This is a genomic window from Bradyrhizobium sp. 141 (assembly GCF_023074055.1).
In the GTDB taxonomy this organism is placed as follows: domain Bacteria; phylum Pseudomonadota; class Alphaproteobacteria; order Rhizobiales; family Xanthobacteraceae; genus Bradyrhizobium.
Window position 1 is genome coordinate 24758 of the sequence record NZ_JADPKR010000080.1, and the last position, 23326, is coordinate 48083.

24 protein-coding genes are annotated in these 23326 nt (G+C 65.6%); 6 read left to right on the forward strand and 18 right to left on the reverse strand.

The features are described 5' to 3' along the window. Positions 1–62 precede the first annotated feature (62 nt). From trmFO to IVA81_RS20980, 4 genes are all read left to right on the forward strand, one after another. Complete coding sequence (trmFO, locus tag IVA81_RS20965; RefSeq protein WP_247321443.1) at positions 63–1490, forward strand: methylenetetrahydrofolate--tRNA-(uracil(54)-C(5))-methyltransferase (FADH(2)-oxidizing) TrmFO; 1428 nt, start codon at positions 63–65, stop codon at positions 1488–1490. A gap of 7 nt (positions 1491–1497) precedes the next feature. Further along, positions 1498–2592, forward strand: coding sequence for a serine/threonine protein kinase (locus IVA81_RS20970; RefSeq protein WP_247321445.1), 1095 nt, complete (start codon positions 1498–1500; stop codon positions 2590–2592). 94 nt (positions 2593–2686) lie between these two features. After that, positions 2687–3241, forward strand: coding sequence for a CAP domain-containing protein (locus tag IVA81_RS20975; protein ID WP_247321847.1), 555 nt, complete (start codon positions 2687–2689; stop codon positions 3239–3241). Positions 3242–3330: 89 nt separating this feature from the next. Next, on the forward strand, positions 3331–4512 hold the full coding sequence (locus IVA81_RS20980; protein WP_247321447.1) for an aminotransferase class V-fold PLP-dependent enzyme: 1182 nt from the start codon (positions 3331–3333) through the stop codon (positions 4510–4512). A gap of 7 nt (positions 4513–4519) precedes the next feature. On the opposite strand, the gene IVA81_RS20985 is transcribed toward IVA81_RS20980, so the two are convergent. The 6 genes from IVA81_RS20985 to yajC are packed head-to-tail and all read right to left on the reverse strand — an operon-like array spanning position 4520 to position 10185. Beyond that, on the reverse strand, positions 4520–5764 hold the full coding sequence (locus IVA81_RS20985; RefSeq protein WP_247321448.1) for a threonine ammonia-lyase: 1245 nt from the start codon (positions 5762–5764) through the stop codon (positions 4520–4522). 45 nt (positions 5765–5809) lie between these two features. Further along, positions 5810–6673, reverse strand: a complete 864-nt coding sequence (locus tag IVA81_RS20990) for a phytoene/squalene synthase family protein (protein ID WP_247321450.1) — start codon at positions 6671–6673, stop codon at positions 5810–5812. Positions 6674–6680: 7 nt separating this feature from the next. After that, positions 6681–7064, reverse strand: a complete 384-nt coding sequence (locus tag IVA81_RS20995; RefSeq protein WP_247321452.1) for an Mth938-like domain-containing protein — start codon at positions 7062–7064, stop codon at positions 6681–6683. Positions 7065–7124: 60 nt separating this feature from the next. Next, positions 7125–8144, reverse strand: a complete 1020-nt coding sequence (gene secF / locus IVA81_RS21000) for a protein translocase subunit SecF (protein ID WP_247321454.1) — start codon at positions 8142–8144, stop codon at positions 7125–7127. Positions 8145–8155: 11 nt separating this feature from the next. Then, positions 8156–9760 carry a protein translocase subunit SecD gene (secD, locus tag IVA81_RS21005; RefSeq protein ID WP_247321456.1) on the reverse strand — a complete coding sequence of 535 codons (1605 nt, stop codon included), beginning with the start codon at positions 9758–9760 and terminating at the stop codon, positions 8156–8158. 47 nt (positions 9761–9807) lie between these two features. After that, the gene (gene yajC, locus IVA81_RS21010) at positions 9808–10185 is read right to left on the reverse strand and encodes a preprotein translocase subunit YajC (protein WP_247321458.1); all 378 of its coding nucleotides are present in this window, start codon (positions 10183–10185) and stop codon (positions 9808–9810) included. Between the two features lie 182 nt (positions 10186–10367). Here yajC and IVA81_RS21015 point away from each other — a divergent pair, with 182 nt between their 5' ends. Next, positions 10368–11360, forward strand: a complete 993-nt coding sequence (locus IVA81_RS21015) for an ATP-binding protein (RefSeq protein WP_247321460.1) — start codon at positions 10368–10370, stop codon at positions 11358–11360. 181 nt (positions 11361–11541) lie between these two features. On the opposite strand, the gene IVA81_RS21020 is transcribed toward IVA81_RS21015, so the two are convergent. Further along, positions 11542–12915 carry a peptidoglycan DD-metalloendopeptidase family protein gene (locus IVA81_RS21020; protein WP_247321462.1) on the reverse strand — a complete coding sequence of 458 codons (1374 nt, stop codon included), beginning with the start codon at positions 12913–12915 and terminating at the stop codon, positions 11542–11544. Between the two features lie 109 nt (positions 12916–13024). Then, positions 13025–13672: a protein-L-isoaspartate(D-aspartate) O-methyltransferase gene (locus IVA81_RS21025; RefSeq protein WP_247321464.1), complete on the reverse strand. Its 648-nt coding sequence runs from the start codon at positions 13670–13672 to the stop codon at positions 13025–13027. A gap of 227 nt (positions 13673–13899) precedes the next feature. Between IVA81_RS21025 and IVA81_RS21030 the strand changes: the two genes are divergently transcribed. Next, positions 13900–14271 (forward strand): response regulator, encoded by a 372-nt coding sequence (locus tag IVA81_RS21030; protein WP_008547195.1) that lies wholly within the window; start codon positions 13900–13902, stop codon positions 14269–14271. Positions 14272–14274: 3 nt separating this feature from the next. Here the strand turns inward: IVA81_RS21030 and surE are convergent, their stop codons facing one another. From surE to IVA81_RS21080, 10 genes are all read right to left on the reverse strand, one after another. After that, positions 14275–15042 (reverse strand): 5'/3'-nucleotidase SurE, encoded by a 768-nt coding sequence (gene surE, locus IVA81_RS21035; protein ID WP_247321466.1) that lies wholly within the window; start codon positions 15040–15042, stop codon positions 14275–14277. Between the two features lie 105 nt (positions 15043–15147). After that, positions 15148–15510: a hypothetical protein gene (locus IVA81_RS21040; RefSeq protein WP_247321468.1), complete on the reverse strand. Its 363-nt coding sequence runs from the start codon at positions 15508–15510 to the stop codon at positions 15148–15150. Between the two features lie 152 nt (positions 15511–15662). Continuing rightward, complete coding sequence (serS, locus tag IVA81_RS21045; protein WP_247321470.1) at positions 15663–16994, reverse strand: serine--tRNA ligase; 1332 nt, start codon at positions 16992–16994, stop codon at positions 15663–15665. Positions 16995–17133: 139 nt separating this feature from the next. Next, positions 17134–17949, reverse strand: coding sequence for a twin-arginine translocase subunit TatC (gene tatC, locus IVA81_RS21050; RefSeq protein WP_247321488.1), 816 nt, complete (start codon positions 17947–17949; stop codon positions 17134–17136). Further along, positions 17946–18461, reverse strand: a complete 516-nt coding sequence (tatB, locus tag IVA81_RS21055) for a Sec-independent protein translocase protein TatB (protein WP_247321490.1) — start codon at positions 18459–18461, stop codon at positions 17946–17948. The genes tatC and tatB overlap by 4 nt, the downstream gene beginning before the upstream one ends. A gap of 86 nt (positions 18462–18547) precedes the next feature. Next, a complete protein-coding gene (locus IVA81_RS21060) occupies positions 18548–18781 on the reverse strand; it encodes a twin-arginine translocase TatA/TatE family subunit (protein ID WP_018317874.1) in 234 nt (77 codons plus the stop codon). A 166-nt stretch (positions 18782–18947) separates the two neighbouring features. Then, positions 18948–19712: an SMC-Scp complex subunit ScpB gene (gene scpB, locus IVA81_RS21065; RefSeq protein ID WP_247321493.1), complete on the reverse strand. Its 765-nt coding sequence runs from the start codon at positions 19710–19712 to the stop codon at positions 18948–18950. A gap of 21 nt (positions 19713–19733) precedes the next feature. Further along, positions 19734–20573 carry a ScpA family protein gene (locus IVA81_RS21070; protein WP_247321495.1) on the reverse strand — a complete coding sequence of 280 codons (840 nt, stop codon included), beginning with the start codon at positions 20571–20573 and terminating at the stop codon, positions 19734–19736. Next, positions 20570–21598 carry a beta-N-acetylhexosaminidase gene (nagZ, locus tag IVA81_RS21075; RefSeq protein WP_247321496.1) on the reverse strand — a complete coding sequence of 343 codons (1029 nt, stop codon included), beginning with the start codon at positions 21596–21598 and terminating at the stop codon, positions 20570–20572. Before nagZ ends, IVA81_RS21070 begins: the two co-directional genes overlap by 4 nt. 46 nt (positions 21599–21644) lie before the next feature. Next, entirely contained in the window at positions 21645–23237 is a 1593-nt protein-coding gene (locus IVA81_RS21080) for an SPOR domain-containing protein (protein WP_247321497.1), read from the reverse strand. Between the last annotated feature and the right edge of the window lie 89 nt (positions 23238–23326).

Consider the following 23326-nt stretch of genomic DNA (forward strand, 5'->3'; position numbering starts at 1 on the left):
GTGGCAGAAAACTCGATCTCGACGATTCCACTGATCGCCGAAAAGCGCTACCTGTCCGCCCCATGACAGGACCCCTATCCAACATTGTGCACGTGATCGGCGCCGGCCTTGCCGGCTCAGAGGCAGCTTGGCAGGTCGCGAAAGCCGGCGTCCCCGTGGTGCTGCATGAGATGCGGCCCACCCGCATGACCGAGGCGCACCGCACCGACGGGCTCGCCGAGCTCGTCTGCTCCAATTCATTCCGCTCGGACGATGCCGCCAACAACGCCGTCGGCCTGCTGCATGCCGAGATGCGCCGGCTCGATTCGCTGGTCATGCGAGCGGCTGATGCCAACCAGGTGCCCGCCGGCGGCGCCCTTGCGGTCGACCGCGATGGCTTCTCCGCGGCCGTCACCAAGGCGCTGAACGACCATCCCCTGATCGAGATCGCCCGCGGCGAGATCGCAGGCCTGCCGTCGGCCGACTGGAGCAATGTGATCGTTGCCACCGGCCCCCTCACCTCCGCCCCGCTGGCCGATGCCATCCGAGAGTTGACCGACGAGAACGCCCTCGCCTTCTTCGACGCGATCGCGCCGATCGTGCACCGCGAATCCATCGACATGTCGGTAGCCTGGTTCCAGTCACGCTACGACAAGGTCGGCCCCGGTGGCACCGGCGCGGACTACATCAACTGCCCGATGACCAAGGAGCAGTATGATGGCTTCGTCGCCGCGCTGATCGCCGGTGAGAAGACCGAGTTCAAGGAGTGGGAGACCGACACGCCCTATTTCGACGGCTGCCTGCCGATCGAAGTGATGGCAGAGCGTGGCCCCGAGACGCTGCGCCACGGCCCCATGAAGCCGGTCGGCCTTACCAATCCACACGATCCCGCCACGAAGGCCTACGCCATCGTGCAGCTGCGTCAGGACAACAAGCTCGGCACGCTCTACAACATCGTCGGCTTCCAGACGAAGCTGAAATACGGCGAGCAGCAGCGCATCTTCCGCACCATTCCCGGTCTGGAGAAGGCTGAGTTCGCCCGCCTCGGCGGCCTGCATCGCAACACCTTCCTCAACTCGCCAAAGCTGCTCGACAGTCAGTTGCGCCTGCGCGCGCAGCCACGGCTGCGCTTTGCCGGGCAGATGACGGGCTGCGAGGGCTATGTGGAGTCTGCCAGCGTCGGTCTGATCGCCGGTCTCTATGCGGCGGCCGACGCACGCGGCGAAACCCTGGCGAGCCCACCGGGGACCACCGCGCTGGGATCTCTACTCGGCCACATCACCGGCGGCCATATCGAGACCATCGAGCCCGGGACACGGTCGTTCCAGCCGATGAACATCAATTTCGGCCTGTTCCCGCCGCTTGCGACCGTGCCGACGAAGAAGCCCGACGGCACGCGCCTGCGCGGCAACGAGAAGACGGTGGCCAAGAAGCAGGCGATGAGCGCCTTGGCACTCGCCGATCTCGATCGCTGGATCGCCGATCATTTGCGCATGGCCGCAGCCGCGTGAGTTTGCAATGAGCCTCCCCAAAGACGACGCCGCGACGCTTTCGGCGCGCTGGACCGAGGGCGTGCTGCTCAAGCGCGACGTGTTCTCGACCGTCGAGCGCGGGCGTTTCCGCGGCGAGAGCGGCGAAGTCGACGCGGTGCTGCGCCGGCTGGACGAAGTGCCGTGGTGGTCGTTCCTGCTGGCGCGCCACCTGTTCGCCCGCGAGAAGCATGCGCTGGTGCTCGCCAAAGGCCTCAACGTCGGACCCGAGCTGCTCTGGGCCGGCCGCCGCGCGCTGGTGCGCGGCTTCGTCGACGGCGCCGCTTTGCATCTGGCAAAGCCGCATGGCGACCTCGCCTATTTCCGTTCGGCCAAGGTGGCCCTGCGCCGGCTGCGCCGCGCCGGCATCTGCCACAACGATCTTGCCAAGGAACAGAACTGGCTGGTCGGCCGCGACGGCCGCGCCTATGTGACCGACTTCCAGCTCGCGGCGTGCTTTGCGCGGCGCGGTCGGCTCTATCGCATCCTCGCCTACGAAGACCTTCGGCATCTGCTCAAGCACAAGCGCTCCTACGCGCCGGAGGCGCTGACGCCGCGCGAGCGCAAGATCCTGGCCAAGAAGTCGTTCGCGGCAAGCCTGTGGCTCGCCACCGGTAAGAAGGTCTATCGCGCCATCACCCGCGGCCTGTTCAACTTCACCGACCGCGAGGGCGGCGGCCGCAGGCTGGTCAATGACGCGCCGGTGCTGACCGAGTTGATCCGCAAGAACCCGGCCGTGCGCGACACGGCAATCGTCGCTTTTGCCGACCGCCGCTCCGGCGTCGGGCTCTATGCCTTCGTCGAGGCGGATCAAGCCACGCTCGAAGGCCAGTTGCGGAACGAGCTCACGGCAGCGAAGGGGCCGAAGCCGCCGGAACACATCCAGGTCGTGCACGCGCTGCCGCGCGATACCAGCGGCAAGCCGCGGACCGAAATCCTGCAACTGGTCGCCATGAATCAGCTCGACCTGATCGAGCCGATGATGAAGAACGACCAGGACCGCGCCTTCCTCAAGGACATCCTGGAACAACGGAAGAATCTGCGCGACCGCTTCAACTTTGAAGCGGACCTGCCGACGAGCTGACAGGCCGCCCGCGCCTTGAAGCGTCCACATTGGCGATAGAGAAGCGGTCGGGCAATTTGGGCTCGGTGGGGTTATGGGCACTCGGTGGACGATGATGCGTCGTGGGGTCGGCGGAATGATCGCCGGCCTGCTGCTGCTGGCGGGCGCGCCCGCGAGGGCGGATTCTCCGGCCGAGCTGATCTCCAGCTTCCGCCTCAAACACGGTGAAGTCCGCGTCGTCCGCGATGCCACCCTCGACCGCATCGCCATGGACCAGGCCCGCGCGATGGCCGCCAAGGACGATCTCAGCCACGACGCGCTCGGCCCGTTCAACCGCCGTGTCGCGCCGGCCGGCGCCGGCCGCGCCGCCGAGAACATCGCCTACGGCTACGATAATTTCGAGAAGACCCTGGGACAGTGGATCGACTCGTCCGGGCACCGCAAGAACCTGTTGCTGCACAACGCCTCCCGCGTCGGCATCGCCAGCGCCAAAAACGCCGGCGGCAAGCGCACCTACTGGGCCATGGTGATCGCGGGCGATTACGAGCCAAAGGGCAAAGGCAAGAAGAAGGACAAGGAGCCGCTCGTTGCCGTGAAACGCGAGGGCGCGCCGGCGAGCAAGCCGAAGTCCAGCAACTGTCACATCAAGCTGCTCAGCCTCTGCATCTGAGATCTGGCAAGCCCTTGGGCCTGACATCTTGCTCAGACCGCTCGACGCATCTAATGCGTGAATGCGGATTGCGAGAAGTGGAGGCATAAGTGATCGACATCGGTGAAATACGAGCCGACACGCCGGCCACCAGCCGGCTTGCCTATCTCCACAACGCCGGTGCGGCACTCATGCCGACCCCTGTTGTCGTGGCGATGAAGCAGCATATCGATCTGGAGAGTGAGATCGGCGGTTATGCCGCGGCTGACCGGGAGGCCGCACGGCTCGAAGCGGTCTACGGCTCGGTGGCGCGCCTGCTGAATGCTGCGCCCGACGAGATCGCGCTCGTGGAGAATGCGACGGTTGCCTGGCAGATGGCGTTCTATTCGCTTTCGTTTCGCAAGGGCGATCGCATCCTGACCGCCGAGGCGGAATATGCCGCCAATTACGTGGCGTTCCTTCAGGTCGCCAAACGTACCGGCGCAGTCATCGATGTGGTGCCAAGCGATGCCAGCGGCGAGCTCGACGTCCTCGCGCTCCAACGCATGATCGATGAGCGCGTCAAACTCATCGCCATCACCTGGGTTCCGACCAATGGCGGGCTGGTCAATCCGGCGGCTGCGATCGGCAAGATTGCGCGGACGCACGGCATCCCCTATCTGCTCGACGCCTGTCAGGCGGTCGGCCAGATGGAGGTGGACGTCGAGGCGATCGGTTGCGACATGCTGTCGGCCACGGGGCGCAAATTCCTCCGCGGCCCGCGCGGCACCGGCTTTCTCTACGTCCGCAGGGCGATGCTGCAGCGGCTCGAGCCTCCGATGATCGATCACTTCGCCGCGCCCTGGGTCTTGCGCGACGAGTACCGGCTGCGCGACGATGCCCGCCGCTTCGAGACCTGGGAGAACAACTACGCGGCCCGGCTAGGGCTCGGCGCGGCCGTCGACTACGCCCTCGAGATCGGCATTGCTCCGATCGAACAACGCTGCCGCATGCTTGCCGGCCGTCTTCGCAGCGGCCTCGCGGCCCTTCCCGGCATCACCATTCGCGACCTCGGACGCGCGCCGGGTGCCATCGTCAGCTTCACGATGGACGGACACGAGGCGGACGCCATTGTCGCCAGTGCCGCTGCGGCCGCCATCACGATCGGCGCTTCCGATCCGCCGAGCACGCGCATCGATGCCGAACGTCGCGCGTTGCCGCATGTCGTGCGGGCGTCGCCGCACTACTACAACACGGAAGCCGAGGTCGACCGGCTGATCGGCCACCTCGCGGGATTGACGCGGCGATCGTAGCGCGCACTCAGGTGCAGCGCGCGCTCAAGCCGGACGCACTGAGCCTTGCCATGACCTCGTCGAGATGGGCGCTGTCGCGGGTCTCGATGACGAGTTGCAGCAGCGTCGCCTTGGCCGGCAGGTCGGAGAACGTCCGCTGGTGCGAGACTTCGATGATGTTGGCGCCGGCTTCGGCCAGCAGCGCCGCGACGGCGGCCAGCTGCCCGGGGCGATCAGGAATATCGAGCGAAAGCTGCGTCAGCCGCCCTTCGCGCGCGAGCTCGCGCGTGAGGACGGATGCGATCAGCCGCGTGTCGATATTGCCGCCACTGAGTACCAAGCCGACCTTCTGGCCGGCAAAGCGGGAGGGATCGGACATCAGCGCGGCGAGGCCGGCGGCGCCGGCACCCTCGACCACCGTCTTCTCGATCGAGATCAGGGTCGCCACCGCGCGCTCGAGCTCGGCTTCGTTCACCAGCGCGATGTCGTCGACGAGGCGGCGGACGATTTCGGTCGTGATCTTGCCGGGCGATTTCACTGCGATGCCTTCGGCCAGCGTATCGCCGCGCGCCGGCAGATTGCCGTCATGGATGGCGTTGTACATCGAGGGATAAAGCCAGGCCTCGACGCCCAGGACTCGCAGTGACGGCTTGATCGATTTCGCGGCAATGCCGATGCCGCTGATCAGGCCGCCGCCGCCGATCGGGACGACCAGCGTCTCGAGCTCCGGCACGGCTCTCATCATCTCGAGCCCGATGGTGCCCTGCCCCGCGATCACAAGCGGATCGTCGTAGGGGTGGACGAAGATCATGCCGCGGGCTTCGCCGTGGCCCCGCGCGAACGCGGCCGCCTCCTCCAGCGTCGCGCCCGTGACGAGCACTTCCGCGCCGTGATGCCGGGTGTTCTCGATCTTCACCATGGGCGTGCCGACCGGCATGACGATGGTGGCGGGAATGCCGAGCCGCTTGGCGTGATAGGCAACGCCCTGCGCGTGGTTTCCGGCCGACATGGCGATGACACCGCGCGCACGCTCCTCCGGCGTCAGCGCGGTGAGGCGGTTGAGCGCGCCGCGCTCCTTGAAGGAGGAGGTGAACTGGAGGTTCTCGAATTTGAGCCAGATCTCGCAGCCGCAGATGTTGCTCAGCGTGCGGCTGTAGCTGCAGGGCGTCTCGACGACGGCACCCCGGATGGTGGCGGCGGCGGCATGAATGTCGCCTGGCGCGACCGGAAAACCGCTTAGATCGGACGACGTGCTTTGGGACAACTCAGCCATGGGACAGCATAGAGCATCCGGCGGTTCGAGGCGATATGCCAGCCGCTATTTGGTAAATTCCCGGGAACGTGAAGCCCGCCACAGCGTCCAGAGCGTGCGCAGCCGCGACGTCGGCTGCGGCGCGAACGGATTGCGGCCGGGGTGCGACAGGCGCTTGAGATCGGCCTTGACCTGACTCAGCGGCAGAAACGCCGGACGCACGGCGACCGGCACTTGCGCCAGCAGCGACAGGGCCGTGGTCAAATGCTGCTGCGCCTCGCCCACGAGCTGCTCCAGCACGGCGCGGAGGTTCGAACTGTCCTTGCCGGCAAACACGTCCTCCATCTCGCAGCCATGGCTCGCCAGCACCTGCTGCGGCAGGAACAGCTGCCGGTGCGATGCATCGCGCGGCAGGTTCGCAATGACCTGCACGATGCCCTGTGCCAGTCCCGCATGACGGGCGAGATGCTCGACCGCCTCCGATGGCGGCCCCAGAACCTGCGCCACCAGACCAAACAACGCCGAACAGGTCGCGGCCAGATAGCCCTCCAGCGCGGTCAGCGTTGGCATCGGGTCGTTGTAGAGGTCGAACTGGTGCTCGTCGACGAGCAGCGACAGCGGCTCGACCGGCAAGTCGACATCACGGATCGCACGCAGCAGCTCCGCCGCGACCGGGTTGCCCTCGGCACTGCCGTGGACCAGGCCCGAAAACAGGTCGGTCCACCATTGAAAGCGGATCTCGCCGGGCAGCGGCTGGCTCACCTGGTCGCGGACGCGGACGATCTCGACATTGAAGGCGTAGAGCGCCAGCAACGCGCGCCGCTCGGCGGCGGGCGCGAACAGCGTCGCGGCATAGCGCGGAAAGTCATGGCTGCGCACGAGATCGGCGCAGAAGGTGACGGAATCGGGCGGCGGAGCGGCGCTGCTCATGTGCAGTTCATAGCACCGCGATCAGCGCAGCGGCGACCCGCCGCCGTTCGCCGATCATGATGTTGTAGGTGCGCACGGCAGGCCCGGTCTGCATCGTGTCCAGCACCACCCTCACCGCTTTGAGCGCCTGGCGCAGCTCCGGCGGCGGCAGCCAGACCCCGGTTCCGGTGCCGACCAGGAGCGTGTCGATGCTGTTGGCGGCCGTGAAGACCCGATCCAGCGAATAGCGGTCGATCTTCGCGGGATCGGTCACGTCCCAGGCCCAGATCGCGTCCGGCAGGCAGAGCAGCGAGCCGCGATGCGACATGCCGGCGAAGGCGAAGCCGCCCTTGCCATAGGCCTCGATCGGCGCCGAGCGCGGGAAATGGGGAGCGTTGGGATCGCCGGCCATGAGCTTGGTCCGAATGAGCTTACTGCCCTCGCCAACTCGTGCGAGGGCATGCGGTTCGGATCATGCCTTGTTTTTCTTCGCCGGCGTAGCCGTATCGGGCGCATCCTCGCGATGCTCGCCGACGCCGAGATAGATCAGGATCGGCGCAGCGATGAAGATCGACGTATAGGTGCCGACCAGCACCACGCCGAACATCATCACCGCGGTGAAGCTGTGGATCGCGTGACCGCCGAACAAGAGCAACGCCAGCAACGCGAGCGTCACGGTGAAGTGGGTGATGATGGAGCGCGACAGCGTCGAGTTGATGGACTCGTTGAGCAGCTGCGGCATCGGCATCTTCTTGTAGCGACGCAGCATTTCACGGATGCGGTCGTAGATGACGACGGTGTCGTTGAGCGAATAGCCGAGAATCGTCAGCAGCGCGGCAATGCTGGTCAGGTCGAAATCGACCTGGCTGATCGACATGAAGCCGATCGTCAGCACGATGTCGTGCACGTTGGCGATCATGGCGCCCAGCGCGAACTGCCATTCGAACCGGAACCAGAGATAGATCAGGATCGAGACGATCGCGAGCATCAGGCCGAGCATGCCGTAGGCCAACAGCTCGCCGGAAACGCGCGGGCCGACCACTTCGACGCGGCGGTACTCGACGGAATCACCGAGCGCGGAACGAACCTTCTGCACTGCCTGCTGCTGCGCGGCATCGCCGCCCGGCTGCTCGGCTACTCGGATTAGGACGTTCGCGGCATCGCCGAATTGCTGCAACTGCACTTCGCCGAGACGCAAGGAATCCAGCGTCGTGCGCATCGCGGCGATGTCCGCGGTGCCCGACTTCGCTCTGACCTCCAGCAGCGTGCCGCCGCGGAAGTCGATGCCGAAATTCAGCCCATGGGTGAAGAACAACGTGATCGCGACGATCGACAGCGCCGCCGAGATCGGGAAGCTGATGCGGCGGAAGCGCGTGAAATCGAAATGCGTGTCGTCCGGGACGATACGCAGCGACGGCAGCAGGCCGAGGGCTGCGACCACGGTGAGGACGGCAATCAAGATGCCAAGCCCGATGAGAACGTAGTGAGTCACGGTCTTAGCTCCTAGATCGGCACGCTCTGCGGCCGCTTCCACCGCACCCACCAGGCGACGATCAGCCGGGTCATGGTGAAGGCGGTGAACACCGTGGTGATGATGCCGATGCCGAGCGTCACGGCAAAGCCGCGCACCGGGCCGGTGCCGATGTAGAACAGCACCGCAGCGGCAATGAAGGTGGTGATGTTGGAATCGAGGATGGTCGCCAGCGCCCGCTTGAATCCGGCGTCGATAGCCGAGATCGCGTTGCGTCCGCCGCGCAGCTCCTCACGGATGCGCTCATAGATCAGCACGTTGGAGTCCACCGCGATTCCGACCGTGAGCACGATGCCGGCGATGCCGGGCAGCGTCAGCGTGGCATTGAGCAGGGACAACAGGCCGAAGATCATGGCGACGTTGATGGCCACCGCGATGTTGGCGAACACCCCGAACAGCCGGTAGGTCAGCAGCATGAAGACGATGACGAGGATCGAGCCGACATAAGCCGCCAGCTCGCCCTTCTCGATCGAGTCCTGGCCGAGGCCCGGACCGACGGTGCGCTCCTCGACCACGGTCAGCGGCGCCGGCAGCGCGCCGGCGCGCAGCAGGATCGCAAGATCGTTGGCCGATTGCACGGTGAAGCTGCCGGAGATCTGGCCCTGGCCACCGGTGATGGGCTCGCGGATGACGGGCGCCGAGATCACCTTGTTGTCGAGCACGATCGCGAACGGCAGCCCGACATTCTCTTGCGTTGCCTGCGAGAACTTGCGCGCGCCGGAGGTGTTGAACTTGAAGCTGACGACCGGCTCCCCCGTGCGCTGGTCGAAGCTCGCCTGCGCGTCGGTCAGGTCGCCGCCGGCGACCAGCACCTGCTTCTTGACCACATAGGGTGTGGGCGGCGGCGAGGCGCTCATCAGCAGTTCGGATTCCGGCGGCAACCTGCCCTGCTGCGCCTGATCCGGCGGCACGGAGGTGTCGACCATGCGGAATTCCATCTTAGCGGTCTTGCCCAGCAATTCCTTCAGGCGGGTCGGGTCCTGAAGACCGGGGACCTGGACCAGGATGCGGTCATTGCCCTGGCGCTGGATCACGGGCTCGACGGTGCCGAGCTCGTTGACGCGGCGTTCGACGATCTGGATCGACTGCTCGATGGTCTTGCGCAGGCGATCGAGCATTGCGGCCTGCGGGACCGTCAGACGGATCACCCCGCCGCCGGCATCGGTCACCTCGAGGTCGCGCTGACCGCTGGATCCCATCAGGCCGCCCAGCGGCTGAGACAAATCGCGCAGCTTTGCGAGCGCAGCCTGAACGTCGGATTCCTTGGTGATGCGCACCTCGGCCGCGTCGTTGCGCACGGTCACGCCACCCGTGAAGCCGATCTTGGCATCACGCAGCGTCCGGCGAACGTCGTCACGAACCTGGTCCAGCCGCTCCTTCTTCACATAGGCGGAGTCGACCTCGAGCAGCAGATAGGAGCCGCCCTGGAGGTCGAGGCCGAGCACGAGCCGGCGCTGCGCCCAGGCGGGCCAGGTCTTGACCTGGGCCTCGGGGAAGAAGTTCGGGACCGCGCAGAGGCACACGATCAGCGCCGTCAGGATAATCCCGAGCGCCTTCCACCGCGTGAAATACAACATCGACTGGACCTGTCAGATCAGGAGACTTGAGATGCTCGCGGAAGCGCTCACTTCGACGCGGCGTCGTCCTTGGCGGCTTCCTTCGCGCTTTCCTTGGATTCCTTGGCCGGCTCGCCCTTGGCGCGCACGCCGGAGATCATCTGGCGCATCTGCCGCACCCGCACGCCGTCGGAAATCTCGAACTCGATCTGGTCGTCATCGACGACCTTGGTGACCTTGCCGACGAGGCCGCCCGAAGTCACGACGGTGTCGCCGCGGCGGATGTTCTTCACGAGGTCGGCGTGGTCGCGGACCTTCTTCTGCTGCGGGCGCAGAATCAGGAAGTACATGATCACGAAGATCAGGGCGAACGGCAGCAGCGACATCAACATGCTGTTGGTGTCGCCGGCGCCCGCGGCCTGGGCATACGCAGGAGTAATCAGCATTCGGACGATCCTCGTGAGAACGGGGTAAAGCCGGTCAGGCCCTCAAAGGCGACCGGCTCGGTCAAATTCGCGCGGACTATAGCGGCCATTGCCCCAATTGCAACGCTGCCAGACCGCCCTTTTGGCCACCTTGCGGCGCGCCCTCAGGCCCGATAAAGGCTGCGTTCTCAGGAACTTCGGACATGCCCAAAAAATCAAGCAAAAGCCCGGCCGGCAAAGGCCCCCGCACCCCTGCCAGGAAGCCTGCCCGCGTCGCGGCAAAACGCCCCACGACGGCCTCCAAGGCCACTTCTCAGCCAGCCCCAGACCTCTCCCAGGACCGCATCGTCCGCGCGCTGGAGACTATTGCGGCGCACCTCGCAGTCCAGGGCCAGCCGGCAGCCGAACGCGAATCGTTCAAACGGGCGGATGCCTATGTCTGGCACCCCGACGGCCGCCTGTCGGCCGTACCGCGGGTCAGCCGCGTCGAGCTGTTCCTGCTGAAGGGCGTCGATCGGATGCGCGACATCCTGATGGAGAACACCGAGCGCTTCGCAGGCGGCCTGCCTGCCAACAACGCCCTGCTCTGGGGCGCACGCGGCATGGGCAAATCGTCGCTGGTGAAGGCCGCGCATGCCAGCATCAACGCGGAGCGCAAAGCGGCCGAGAAGCTGAAGCTGATCGAGATCCATCGCGAGGACATCGAGACCCTGCCCGCGCTGATGGAGCAGCTTCGGGCCTCCTCCTTCCGCTTTATCGTATTCTGCGACGACCTCTCCTTCGACGGCAACGACGCCTCGTACAAGTCGCTCAAGGCGGTGCTCGAAGGCGGCATCGAGGGCCGGCCCGATAACGTCATCCTCTACGCCACCTCGAACCGTCGGCATCTGCTCGCGCGCGAGATGATCGAGAACGAGCGCTCGACTGCGATCAACCCCGGCGAAGCGGTCGAGGAGAAGGTCTCACTGTCCGATCGCTTCGGCCTGTGGCTCGGCTTCCACCGCTGCAGCCAGGACGAATACCTCGCCATGGTGCGCGGCTATTGCACCCATTTCCGCATTGAGGTCGACGACGAGGCGCTGGAGCGCGAGGCGCTGGAATGGTCGACCACCCGTGGCTCACGCTCGGGCCGCGTCGCCTGGCAGTTCGTGCAGGAGCTGGCGGGCCGGCTGGGCGTGAAGCTGACGGCGAATTAGTCGAAACTGCCACCACACCAACACTGTCATTCCCCGCGAAGGCGTACGCCACGGCTTATCGGTTCAACAACAACTGTCTCTGGAATACTGGATCGCCCGCTCCTGTGCGCAATTGCGCACAGGGCGGGCGATGACAGCTTGCGTGTGGTGATCGCGTGGCCCGACCCGGCGGGCCCTCGCCTCACGCCCCGTTCAGGAATTGAAGCGGGTCAACCGGGCTCGATCCCTTACGGATCTCGAAGTGGAGCTGCGGCGACGCCACCTCCCCGGATTGACCCGACTTGGCAATGACCTGACCGCGCTTGATGGGATCGCCGCGCTTCACCAGCAGCTCACTCGCATGGGCATATGCGGTGACGTAGCCGTTGGAATGCCGAACCAGGACCAGATTGCCGTAACCTTTCAGCTCGTTGCCGGAATAGGCGACGACACCATCTTCTGCCGCCTTGACCGGCGTCCCCTCGGGCACCGCGAGATTGATGCCGTCATTGGACTTGCCGTTGGTCTTGGCGCCGTAGCTCGTGACCACCTTGCCGCGCACCGGCCAGCGGAAGGTCGGCAGCGCGCTGGTGGTCTCCGCAGCCTTTGGGGTCTCGGCGGGCTTCTCGTCGACGTTCGCGGTGGCCTGGGCCAGGCGCGCGCTCTGCACCGGAGCGGCGACCGCGGCCATCTTGGTGGCGGGCGCGGGAGCTGCGGCAACCGGCTGCAGCGTCCCCACAACCGGAGCGGCCCCGACCGGAGCCGCAGCAAGCGGAGCTGCAACGGCGGCGGTCTTGACACCGGGCACGGTCAGCTTGGTGCCGAGCTTGAGCTTGGTCGAGGGATCGAGGCCGTTGGCACGGGCAAGCTCGGCCGACGAAATATGGTTCTTGCGGGCAATGCTGGCGAGCGTGTCGCCATGATTGACGAAGTGGGTGCTCGATGGCGCAGCCATGGTAGCAACGGGCCTCGCAGCGGGAGCCGCCGCAACGGGAGCCATCGCTGGCGCAGCGGCCGTGGCCGGATGCGGGATGATCAGCTGCTGGCCAGGCGAGAGCGCGCGCGGGCCCTTGTAGCCATTGGCGGCAAGGATCGCCTGCGGCGTGACGTGATAGCGCTTGGCGAGCAGGTCGAGCGTGTCGCTGGTACCGACGATGATCTTGGTCCCGCCGGTCGGCTGAGCGGCGGCAACGGAGCGCGGCGGCACGGTGGCCGTGGTCTCCAGATGCGGCTGCGTCGGGGGCGCGTAGGAGCTGACGCCGCGCCCGCCTCCGGACACCCCGCCACCTGCCGCGACGGGATAGGATTGCGGCGCGGACACCGGCGGCGGTAAGGGCTGCGACTGATAATAGCCGGGCTGCGTCTGCGGCCGCGAATATTGCGGCAGCTCACGCTGCGGCGGCGGTGCCTGCTGCACCGAACCGGTCTGGTCTGAGGCAAAGGGATTGGAGAAGTTCGACTGGGACAGCCGCGACGACATGTCGGCGCTGCACCCTGCGAAGCTGAAGGAAATCAGCGCCAGCACCGCGACCTGCGGTACGCGGCGCGAGTAAAGCAACTCGGCGACAGCGGACATGGTTACTCACTCGTACGCAACAGAACTGGTCTTTTAAGTAAACACGCGCCGAGTAAATAACGGCTTAACCCTCCCAATAAGATGTTGGCAGCACAGCCAATCCGGAAATCTACAGCTCCCGCGCCACCCCGGGCAGTGCCGGCACGAAGCGGACCTCGACGAGTTCCTTGCGCTCGATCCCGGATTCACCGCGGGTCAGGCGGACCAACGTCTGCACGCCCTGATGCGGGCCGACCGGCGCGATCAGGATGCCGCCAACCTCGAGCCGCTCGACCAAATTCTCGGGAAGTTGCTCCACCGCGGCGGTGACGATGATGCGATCGAACGGGCCGATATTGGTCGGCAGATTGAGCCCGTCGCCAAGCATCACCTCGACATTGTGACAGTCCAGTTTTTCAAGCCTGGCGCGCGCGGTGTCCGCAAGCTTGCGATAGCGTTCGACCGTCAGGACCTGGCCGGCGAGCCGCGACAGCACGGCCGCCTGATAGCCGGAACCTGCCCCGATCTCGAGCACGCGGTGCTGCTTCCGGAGCTGGAGCTGCTCGGTCATATAGGCCACGACGAAGGGCTGGCTGATGGTCTGTCCACAGGCGATCGGCAGCGCACTGTCGCGGTAGGCGCCGTCGCGATCGGCCTCGTCGACAAAAAGCTCGCGCGGCACCTCCTCCATGGTTCGCAGCACGGCTTGATCGCTGATGCCCCGACGCCTCAGCGTGAGCTGAAACATCATCTTTTCCGGCGGGTGCTGATCGGTCATTGCCTGATTACGTTGTCCTGCCGGGGCCAGTGGGCGTTAAGCCCGGACGCGAGAACCATGTTCCTGTCCAGGAACTCATGATAGCCTTCGGGTGGAGCATTTGACCACAAATTGGCTTGCCACGAACGAGCCGCGATGACCATTTTCAGGCATTCGTTGGTCGAAACACGGATTGCGTCAATTCGTGTTATCTGCGAACGTTTTTGGCAATGGGCAAGGACTCAATCATGACCGCGACAGGGCTTTCCGGCCGCTCTGTATTTCTCGTCGAGGACGAGGTGATGATCAGGATGATGGTCGCGGACATGCTCGAAGAGCTCGGCTACAAGGTGGCTGCCGAGGCGGGCGACATCACCGAGGCCATGCGGCTCGCCCAGGCGACCGAGTTCGACATCGCCATTCTCGACGTCAACGTCAACGGCAAGGTCATCTCGCCGGTCGCCGATGTCATCAAGGCCAAGGGCTGCCCGTTCATCTTTGCCACCGGCTACGGCTCCTCCGGCCTGCCCGAGCAGTACCGCGACCGTCCGGCGCTTCAGAAGCCGTTTCAGCTCGACGCACTCGGCAAGACCATCGAAGCCGCACTCCGCGGCGGCTAGCCGCTATTTCAGCGTCGCGCTGAGCTCTTCCGAAAACGCTTCGTTGGTGCGGTCGAGCCTGAGCGGCGTGACCGAGACATAGCGCTCGCGCAACGCCGCGAGATCGGTGCCGTCGGCCAGCGTGTCCATCATCGCCGCGCGCTCGAAGCCAATCCAGAAATAGGGATTGCCCCGACCGTCCTTGCGCTCGTCGATCCTGAGAAAGCCGAGATTGCGTTTGCCCTGGCGCGTGACGCGGATGCCCAGCACATCCTCCGGCGCGCAGGACGGGAAGTTGACGTTGATGACGGTGTCCTTGGGGATGCCGGCGGCGATCACCTTGCGCAGGATGTCGGGCCCGAATTTGCGCGCGGTGTCCCACGGTGGGCGCTCGCGGGTCTCGACGCTGAACTCCTGCGATAGCGCGAACGACGGCAATCCCAGAATGGTGCCCTCCAACGCGCCGGCGATGGTGCCGGAATAGACCACGTCCTCGGCGACGTTACGGCCCTTGTTGACCCCGGACAGCACGATGTCGGGCAGTTTGGGCCCAAGGATATGGCGCGCGCCCATGATGACGCAGTCGGTCGGCGTGCCGCGCACGGCAAAGTGCCGGGGCCCGACTTCGCGCAGACGCAACGGATCATTCAACGACAGCGAATGCGACACGCCGGATTGGTCGAGCTCGGGGGCAACGACCCAGACATCGTCGGACAGAGCGCGCGCGATCTCCTCCACGACTTTGAGGCCGGGGGCGTGAATGCCGTCGTCATTGGTGCAGAGAATGCGCATGCGAAAGGTCGATTCCAGAAGGGGGTCTGAGCCGTCTTATCCGGCTCTGGCCGATCAGGCAAACCGGCCGCTCGGGGTCCGGTGGCAGGTTCCGGCTCAATCCCGTTACCGGCGGATGCGCCATTGCGGCAGAAAACGCGCCAGCCTGCCCTCCGCACGCAGCTTCATCACCGGCAGCACCGGGCTCGCGACGGGAGCCTCGATCACGCCGAGCGCTTCCAATTGCGCAACGAACGGGTTCGACTCCGGCGCCTGCGGAAAGCGCTCGCGCGCCACCGTGAGCGCCTTGTCGAAATCTGCTGCATTCACACCGGGCTTGGCCCGCCGGCTCTGCACGAGATCGTCGTCCCAGAGCCGCGCGATCTCGATGTCGAGCACGCCGCGCAGGCGCTGGTCCACGGCCTGGATGCCGGCAGCCGTCACCGCCCATTGTCTGCCGACCCAGAAGATGTCGCGGTGCAAGGCCATGAACGGTGGGGTTCTCGTCGACGGGCCGGCAGGATAGCCGGCCGCCCGATCTTCGCAACCGATCGTTTCCAGCATTTCAGACGGGCGAGGCGATTCTTGTCTTGACGCGTTTTTCTTGACGCGAACCGGTATCCACTTCGCTCGAAAACGCTTTACTCGCGCCCGATCACCTTCACGCCGCCCATATAGGGCTGAAGCACGTCGGGGACCGCGATCGAGCCGTTCTCCTGCTGATAGGTCTCCATCACGGCGATCAGCGCACGGCCGAGCGCGGTGCCGGAGCCGTTCAGCGTGTGCACGAAACGCGGCTTGCCGTCGGGACCGCGCGAGCGCGCATCCATACGGCGCGCCTGAAAGTCGCCGCAGACCGAGCAGCTCGAGATCTCGCGGAATGCCCCGCCCTCACCCTGCCCCGGCATCCAGACCTCGATGTCATAGGTTTTTTGCGACGAGAAACCCATATCTCCGGTGCAGAGCGTCATGACGCGATAGTGCAGATCGAGCTGGCGCAGCACTTCCTCGGCACACGCGAGCATCCGCTCGTGCTCGTCCTTGCTTGTTTCGGGTGTCGTGATCGAAACCAGCTCGACCTTGGTGAACTGGTGCTGGCGGATCATGCCGCGCGTGTCGCGCCCGGCGGCGCCTGCCTCCGCACGAAAACACGGCGTCAATGCCGTCAGCCGCATCGGCAATTGCTTCTCGTCAAGAACGGATTCGCGCGCGAGATTGGTGAGCGACACTTCCGCGGTGGGGATGAGGCCGAGGCGCTCTGTCCTCAGTCGCTCCTGGTCGGGCGCAGCGAGAAGCTCGCCCTTGATTGCCCAGAACTGGTCGTCCTCGAATTTCGGCAATTGCCCGGTGCCGAACATGATCTCGTTGCGCACCAGCAGCGGCGGATTGATCTCGGTATAGCCGTGCTCGTCGACGTGCAAATTCAGCATGAACTGGCCGAGCGCGCGTTCGAGCCGAGCCAGCCCTTTCTTGAGCACGACGAAACGCGCGCCGGAGAGTTTTGCCGCCGCCTCGAAATCCATGTCACCGAGCGCGGTGCCGAGATCGTCATGCAGCTTCGGCGCGAAGCTGTAGTTGCGCTTGTTGCCGAACACGTGGTGCTGCACGTTGCCGTGCTCGTCGACACCGTCGGGCACTTCGTCCAACGGAATGTTCGGGATCGCGGACAGCTCTTTCGTCAGCTCATCGTCGGCGGTCTTCGCGGCGGCCTCGAGCTGCGGCATCGTGGTCTTGAGCTCGGCGACCTCCGCCATCAGCTTGGCCGCGCGTGCCTCGTCCTTCGCCTTCTTGGCGTCGCCGATTTCCTTGGAGGCCGCGTTGCGCCGCGCCTGCGCCTGTTCGGAAGCCAGGATCGCCGCCCGCCGCTTCTCGTCGATCGCGAGCAGCGAGGCCGCCAACGGCTTCAGACCCCGCCGTGCGAGGCCGGCGTCGAAGGCTTGCGGATTGTCGCGGATCGATCTGATGTCGTGCATGGCTGTCTTCCCGTCATGGCCGGGTTCATCCCGGCCATCCACGTGTCTGCCGCCTTAGATCAAGTCGTGGAGGCCCGGGTCAAGCCCGGGCACGACGAATCATTGGCTGAACGGCGCTATGATAGAGCGAAAGCGCGCCCTACTCCGCCGGATTGGCTGGCGTCGAGACGTCGGTGCCGGTGGTCGCCTGCGCGGCTGCCGCCGCCTTCTTCTCCACGATCCCGACCGCGATGATCGAGCCCTCGTAGAGCGCCATGAGCGGGATCGCGAGCGAGCACTGGCTCAGCACGTCGGGCGGGGTCAGAACGGCTGCGATGACAAAGGCGATGACGATGAAATAGCGGCGCTTCTCGCGCAGCATCTTCGAGGTCACGATGCCGATGCGGCCGAGCAGAGTCAGGATCACCGGAAGCTGGAAGGCGATGCCGAAGGCGAAGATCAGCGACATCATCAACGACAGATATTCGCCGACCTTGGGCAAGAGCTGGATCTGCGCGGTCTCGTCGCTGCCGGCCTGCTGCATGCCGAGCGAGAAGCGAACCAGCATCGGCAGCACGACGAAATAGACCAGCGCCGCGCCGAGCACGAAGAAGAACGGGGTCGCGACCAGATACGGCAGGAAGGCCTGCTTCTCGTGCTTGTACAGCCCCGGCGCGACGAATTTGTAGATCTGCGTCGCGATAATCGGGAACGAGATGAAGCCGGCGCCGAACAGCGCGAGCTTGAGCTGGGTGATGAAATACTCCAGCAGCGCCGTGTAGATGAACTTGGAATTCTCCGGACCCGCGATCCACACGAACGGCCAGACCAGCACGTTGTAGATCTGCTTGGCGAAGAAGAAGCAGAAGATGAAGGCAATGCCGAAGCCGAGCAGAGCCTTGATCAGCCGCGAACGCAGCTCGATCAAATGGTCCATCAGCGGGGCTTTGCTGGCCTCGATATCGGCGTCGCTCATGACGCTTTGGCGTCCTTGATCGCTTCGGATGGCGCGGTGTCCTGCGCAACCGCTGCCTGCTCGACCTCGCGGGTGATCGCGAGCGGCTCGTTCGCGGCCGCATGCGCCTCGGCTTCAATGAAGGTCGCGGGCGTCGGGGCCTCCGGCGTTGTGGGCGTCGTCGGCGCTTCACTTGAAGCCGTCGGAGGTTCACCGGCAGTCGTCGTGGAGGTCTCGGCCGGCTTGTCGAGCGCATCAACGCGCAGCGCGTCGCTGACGTCCTTCTGGAGCGAGGTCAGCGGATTGAATCCCGTGGCGGCTTCCTTGACCTCGTCGAAGCTCTTCTTGAGGTCGGCCATTTCGGCCTCGCGCATCGCTTCCTGGAACTGGCCCTGGAATTCGGCGGCCATCTTGCGCGCTTTGCCCAACCATTGTCCGACCATGCGCAGCACGCCCGGCAGCTCTTTCGGGCCGATGGCGATCAGGGCCACGACCCCGATGAGGACCAGTTCACTCCACCCGATGTCGAACATGAGGTCTTCCGTTCACGACAGCCGCAGCCGGCCCAACCCTTGCGCGCAGGATCGGGGCGCTGGCCGCGTCTCGCGTGCTCTCTGGCTCAGACGGCCTTGCTGCCGACGTCGGACCGCGCCGCAGTCGGCGCGCCATTGTGTTCGATGGACTTGGCCGGCTCCGGCTTCTCGGCGGGCTTGTCGTCGTCCTGCATGCCCTTCTTGAATGCCTTGATGCCCTGCGCCACGTCGCCCATCAGATCCGAAATCTTGCCGCGGCCGAACAGCAGCAGGACCACTGCGATCACCAGGATCCAGTGCCAAATGCTGAGTGAACCCATCCTGCAACCCTCCAAACGCGCATGGCCGGGGACCCGGCCGATCTTCACCGAAACCTAGGCTTGGCAAGGCTCAAAAACAAGGACCAAGGCAGTGCCAATTCGCTGTCGGCACTACGTAATCTTGCTAGTGTTAACCGGTCGCAGGAGCCCGCAAATAGCCCGGGTGTCACTCCTCGGTGCCACCCTCGCCGCCGTCCTCTTTGCCGCTGTCCGCCGTCTCTTCCGGGGACTCCGGCTCGATCGCAGGCGCCAGCGCCAAATCGAGGTCGTCGCCCGGTTCCAGCGGATCCTCGTCCTCGCGGAGCTGCGGGTCGTCCGACGGCGTCGGCACGCTGAATCCCGTTGGCAGGCGCGAATCCAGCAGACCCGTGCCTTTCAGCTCCTCGAGACCTGGCAGATCGCCGAGCTGTTCCAGGGTGAACTGCGACAGGAAGTCCTCGGTGGTTCCGAACGTCAGCGGACGGCCGGGCGTCTTGCGGCGGCCACGCGGCTTGATCCAGCCGGTCTCCAGCAGCACGTCCAGCGTGCCCTTCGAGGTGACGACGCCGCGGATCTCCTCGATCTCGGCGCGCGTCACCGGCTGGTGATAGGCAATGATCGCCAGCACCTCGATCGCCGCGCGCGACAGGCGGCGGGTCTCGGTGCTCTCCCGCGTCATCAGCCAGGCGAGATCGCCGGCGGTGCGAAAGGTCCATTTGTTGGCGACGCGAACGAGATTCACCCCGCGCAAGGAATAGTCGGCCTGGAGTTGCTCGAGCGCGGCTTTGACGTCGACGCCCTCGGGCATGCGCTTGGCCAGCGTCGCGGTGTCCAGCGGTTCACTCGAAGCGAACAGCAGCGCTTCCAGCAGCCGCAATTCCTCGGGACGTGCCTGGGTTTCGTTCTCCATCGGCTCGGCCTCTTCTACCCGCACTTCAGCCAGGCTTGCCATGGTAGCTTCTCCTTCTTGCACTTAACCGACCGGCGCATCAGGCGCAGGAACTGCGTCCGGGACCGGTTTCGGGCGCCCCTTTCGGAAATAGATCGGCGCAAACGCCTCTTTCTGGTTCAGCTCCAGCTGACCTTCGCGCACCAATTCGAGCGCAGCGGCAAAGCTCGAGGCGAACACCGTCGCGCGCTGCGTCGGATCGGCGACATGCCGGACCAGGAAGTCGTCGAGCACGCCCCAGTCATCCTGCTCGCTGATGCTGCCGACCAGCCGCTCCAGCGTGGCGCGCGCCTCGGCGAGCGACCACACCGTGCGCTTGGCCAGATGCACGCTCGCCAGCACGCGCGACTGGCGCTGCGAGGCATAGGCGGTGAGCAAATCGTACAGCGTCGCCGTGTATTTCGGATGCTTGATCTCGGCGATTTGCTCGGGCTCGCCGCGCGGGAAAATGTCGCGCTGCAATTGCGGCCTGTTCATCAGCCGGTTGGCGGCTTCGCGAATGGCTTCCAGCCGGCGCAGGCGGTTGGCGAGCGCCGTCGCCATCTGTTCCGCGCTCGGGCCTTCCGCACTCGGCGGCTCCGGGAGCAGCAGGCGCGACTTCAGGAAGGCGAGCCAGGCCGCCATGACGAGGTAGTCGGCGGCAAGCTCCAGCCGGATCTTCCGCGCGGCTTCGATGAAGTGGAGGTACTGGTCCGCCAGCGCCAGGATCGAGATCTTGGCGAGATCGACTTTCTGCTGCCGCGCCAGCGCGAGCAGCAGGTCGAGCGGGCCCTCATAGCCCTCGACGTCCACCACCAACGCCGGCTCACCCTCGGCAAGCTCTGCGGGCCGCCCGGTTTCGAAGGATAGAATTTCTGCGGTCATGCGGATGCCGTGTTTGCCCGTGCGATCAATGCGTCCAGCTCAGTGCGTGCGGCGACGCGATCGAGCGGTTGCGGCGCCCTGCGCGCGGCGAGCGCGGCGTTCGCCCGCTCCAGTGCCCGGCCGGACAGTTCAGGTGTCTGGCCGGCGACCTCGCGCATCTCCTCGATATTGCCGTTGCAATGCAGGGCCACGTCGCAACCGGCCGCGAAGATGGCGCGGGTTCGCTCCGCGATATTCCCCGACAGCGCGTTCATCGACACGTCATCACTCATTAACAAACCCTGGAACCCGATTACGCCGCGAATCACGTCAGCAATCATTGTCGCAGATGTCGTCGCCGGATGGGCGGGGTCGACCGCGCTAAACACAACATGTGCAGTCATGGCCATTGGGAGATCCGCCAGCGGCTTGAACGCCGCGAAGTCGGTCTGTTCCAGCTCGTTCCTCGGCGTATCCACCGTCGGCAGCTTGAAGTGGGTGTCGGCGGTGGCCCGGCCATGGCCGGGAATGTGTTTGAGGACCGGCAGCACGCCGCCCTGCTCCAGCCCTTCGGTGACGGCGCGCGCAATTGCCGCGACCTTGGCCGGCTCAGTGCCGTAGGCCCGGTTCCCGATGACGGCGTCCGCGCCCGGCACCGGCACGTCGGCCAGCGGCAGGCAATCCACGGTAATGCCGAGATCGGCGAGATCGGCCGCCATCAGGCGAGCGCTAAGGCGTGCCGCGGTGAGCCCAAGGTTCGAATCAGTGTCGTACAAGGTCGAGAAAACGGCGCCCGGCGGATAGACCGGCCAGTGCGGCGGACCCAGCCGCTGCACCCGTCCGCCCTCCTGATCGATCAGGACAGGCGCGTCGGCGACACCTGCCGCTGCCCGCAATTCCGCAACCAATGCAGCGACTTGAACTGGCGTTGCGACATTGCGCTTGAACAGGATGAAGCCCCATGGGCGCTGGTCGCGGATAAACTCCCGCTCGACGGCGGTCAGTTCGGTTCCGGATACGCCGGTAATGAAGGCCCGCGTGCTCATAACGGCCGATTAACCCTGACCCGCGAGGGGGTCAAGGAAACGGCCATTAATTCCTCTGGACGAAGCAGGCGGACAAGCCGGCAGACTTCAGGCTGTTGCAGGCGTGCGTCGCCTCCTCCGCCGAACCATAGGGGCCGGCGAAGGCGCGGTAGACGACCCCCTTGCCCTTGTCGGAGAGGTCCACGCGCTTGATCACCGGCGAACGGGAGCCGAGCACGCTGCCATACTTGTTCTGAAGCACGCGGTACGACGCGGCGGCGCTATCCTCGCTCTGCTGCGAGGAGACCTGCACGATGTAGCCGCCACCGCCGCTGCTCGCGGGCGCGATTTGCGTCGGGGCGGTCGCAGCCATCCGTTGCGGCGGCTCAGTCGCCGGTGCCGATTGCGGCGCCAGCGACATCGGCTGGTTGGCGCTGGCATTGGCCGAGGTCGGCGGATTGCGCGGCGCGGCCGGTGCGATGACGGGCGCAGCAACAGGCCTCGGTGCAGTCGTCGTGGGCGTGGGCCTCGCGGCAGCGGCCGATTGCGGCGTGGCGCTATCGGTCTGATCGCCCTTCACGGCCACGGTCCTGATCGCGCGCGGCGAATTGTTCGGCAGCGTGCCGTTGCTCGCGGCCACCCCCGCGCCCGGCGGCGGCACCGTGGACGGCGACACGCTCGCGACCGACGGCGGGTTCGCATTCTGGTTCAACGGCGGGAACACCACGCGGGGACCGCCCGCCTTGGCATTGACGTCGACCGGCGCCTCTTCGCGCGGCACGATCTTTTCGGAGCCATCGCCGCTCACCATGCGATCCGGCACCTTGGCCGAGGAATCCGCTGGCGCGGGCACGATCTTGGTCGGGGTGTTGTCGGCCTTGATGATCGGCGGCTCGCCGCTGCGGGGCGAGCCGACATAGGTCTTGTAGGCGAACGCGGCGCCCGTCCCGACCACGGCAAGCGCCAGGATCGCCGCGACTGTCATCATGCCGCCGCGCTGCTTCTTCGGCTCCTCGAGCTCTGCCTCGGGATAATCGTTCTGGTAGGCGTAGGGATCGTCGGGATAGGCCGGATCGCGCTGATAGTCCTGCTCGCCTGCCTCCAGCCGGCCGTAGAGCGCATCGTCGTAGCGCGCCGGGTCGGGCTGCTGATGCGACTCCGGATAGGCCTGTTGCTGGTAGGCGTGATCCTGCTGCTGGTAAGCCTGCCCCTGGTAGGCGCGATCCTGATAGGCGTGATCCTGATAGGCCTGCGGCTGATGATGATCAGCCTCCGGCGCGGCGGGCTGGGCTGAATAGCGATGCAGCGGATGGACCGGATTCACGGAGACGGGATAGTCAGGCTCCGGCGCGGGTGCCGGCGGCGGCTGCACATTGGCACGTCGCATCCATGAGGGCGGCCCGGGCGGTGTCGGCGGGGCCGGCTCGGCATAGTCCTGCTGATAATCGCCCTGCCGATCGTCGTCGGCCTGATAGCTCTGTGAGGGCGCAGCGCCTGCCGGCGGGCGCGCGCCGGGCCGCGCCTGCGCAGCGAAAGGATCGGTCTGTCCGATCAGGCGGGCGAGCTCAGCCAAGGGATCGCTTTCCGTCCTTCCATGCGGGTCGCCACCGCGACCATAGTCATCGGAAGGAAACGGTCTGTCCTGATATCGTTCGGCCATCGTGATGATGCGTCCCTTCGGGAAAGCCGCGCGCCCCTCGACCAAGGCACGGCTTTCGACCCACAAGGCTTTCAACCAAGTCTAAGCGA

Bases quoted from the DNA above. Each gene is read 5' to 3' on its own strand.
- secD (WP_247321456.1), bottom strand. From the start codon at position 9,760: ATGTTGTATTTCACGCGGTGGAAGGCGCTCGGGATTATCCTGACGGCG.
- IVA81_RS20985 (WP_247321448.1), bottom strand. From the start codon at position 5,764: ATGGCTGAGTTGTCCCAAAGCACGTCGTCCGATCTAAGCGGTTTTCCG.
- scpB (WP_247321493.1), bottom strand. From the start codon at position 19,712: ATGGCAAGCCTGGCTGAAGTGCGGGTAGAAGAGGCCGAGCCGATGGAG.
- trmFO (WP_247321443.1), top strand. From the start codon at position 63: ATGACAGGACCCCTATCCAACATTGTGCACGTGATCGGCGCCGGCCTT.
- IVA81_RS21015 (WP_247321460.1), top strand. From the start codon at position 10,368: ATGCCCAAAAAATCAAGCAAAAGCCCGGCCGGCAAAGGCCCCCGCACC.
- IVA81_RS21040 (WP_247321468.1), bottom strand. From the start codon at position 15,510: ATGGCCTTGCACCGCGACATCTTCTGGGTCGGCAGACAATGGGCGGTG.
- IVA81_RS20970 (WP_247321445.1), top strand. From the start codon at position 1,498: ATGAGCCTCCCCAAAGACGACGCCGCGACGCTTTCGGCGCGCTGGACC.
- serS (WP_247321470.1), bottom strand. From the start codon at position 16,994: ATGCACGACATCAGATCGATCCGCGACAATCCGCAAGCCTTCGACGCC.
- yajC (WP_247321458.1), bottom strand. From the start codon at position 10,185: ATGCTGATTACTCCTGCGTATGCCCAGGCCGCGGGCGCCGGCGACACC.
- tatC (WP_247321488.1), bottom strand. From the start codon at position 17,949: ATGAGCGACGCCGATATCGAGGCCAGCAAAGCCCCGCTGATGGACCAT.
- IVA81_RS20990 (WP_247321450.1), bottom strand. From the start codon at position 6,673: ATGAGCAGCGCCGCTCCGCCGCCCGATTCCGTCACCTTCTGCGCCGAT.
- surE (WP_247321466.1), bottom strand. From the start codon at position 15,042: ATGCGCATTCTCTGCACCAATGACGACGGCATTCACGCCCCCGGCCTC.
- nagZ (WP_247321496.1), bottom strand. From the start codon at position 21,598: ATGAGCACGCGGGCCTTCATTACCGGCGTATCCGGAACCGAACTGACC.
- IVA81_RS21030 (WP_008547195.1), top strand. From the start codon at position 13,900: ATGACCGCGACAGGGCTTTCCGGCCGCTCTGTATTTCTCGTCGAGGAC.
- IVA81_RS21025 (WP_247321464.1), bottom strand. From the start codon at position 13,672: ATGACCGATCAGCACCCGCCGGAAAAGATGATGTTTCAGCTCACGCTG.
- tatB (WP_247321490.1), bottom strand. From the start codon at position 18,461: ATGTTCGACATCGGGTGGAGTGAACTGGTCCTCATCGGGGTCGTGGCC.
- IVA81_RS21080 (WP_247321497.1), bottom strand. From the start codon at position 23,237: ATGGCCGAACGATATCAGGACAGACCGTTTCCTTCCGATGACTATGGT.
- IVA81_RS20995 (WP_247321452.1), bottom strand. From the start codon at position 7,064: ATGGCCGGCGATCCCAACGCTCCCCATTTCCCGCGCTCGGCGCCGATC.
- IVA81_RS21020 (WP_247321462.1), bottom strand. From the start codon at position 12,915: ATGTCCGCTGTCGCCGAGTTGCTTTACTCGCGCCGCGTACCGCAGGTC.
- IVA81_RS21070 (WP_247321495.1), bottom strand. From the start codon at position 20,573: ATGACCGCAGAAATTCTATCCTTCGAAACCGGGCGGCCCGCAGAGCTT.
- IVA81_RS20975 (WP_247321847.1), top strand. From the start codon at position 2,687: ATGCGTCGTGGGGTCGGCGGAATGATCGCCGGCCTGCTGCTGCTGGCG.
- IVA81_RS21060 (WP_018317874.1), bottom strand. From the start codon at position 18,781: ATGGGTTCACTCAGCATTTGGCACTGGATCCTGGTGATCGCAGTGGTC.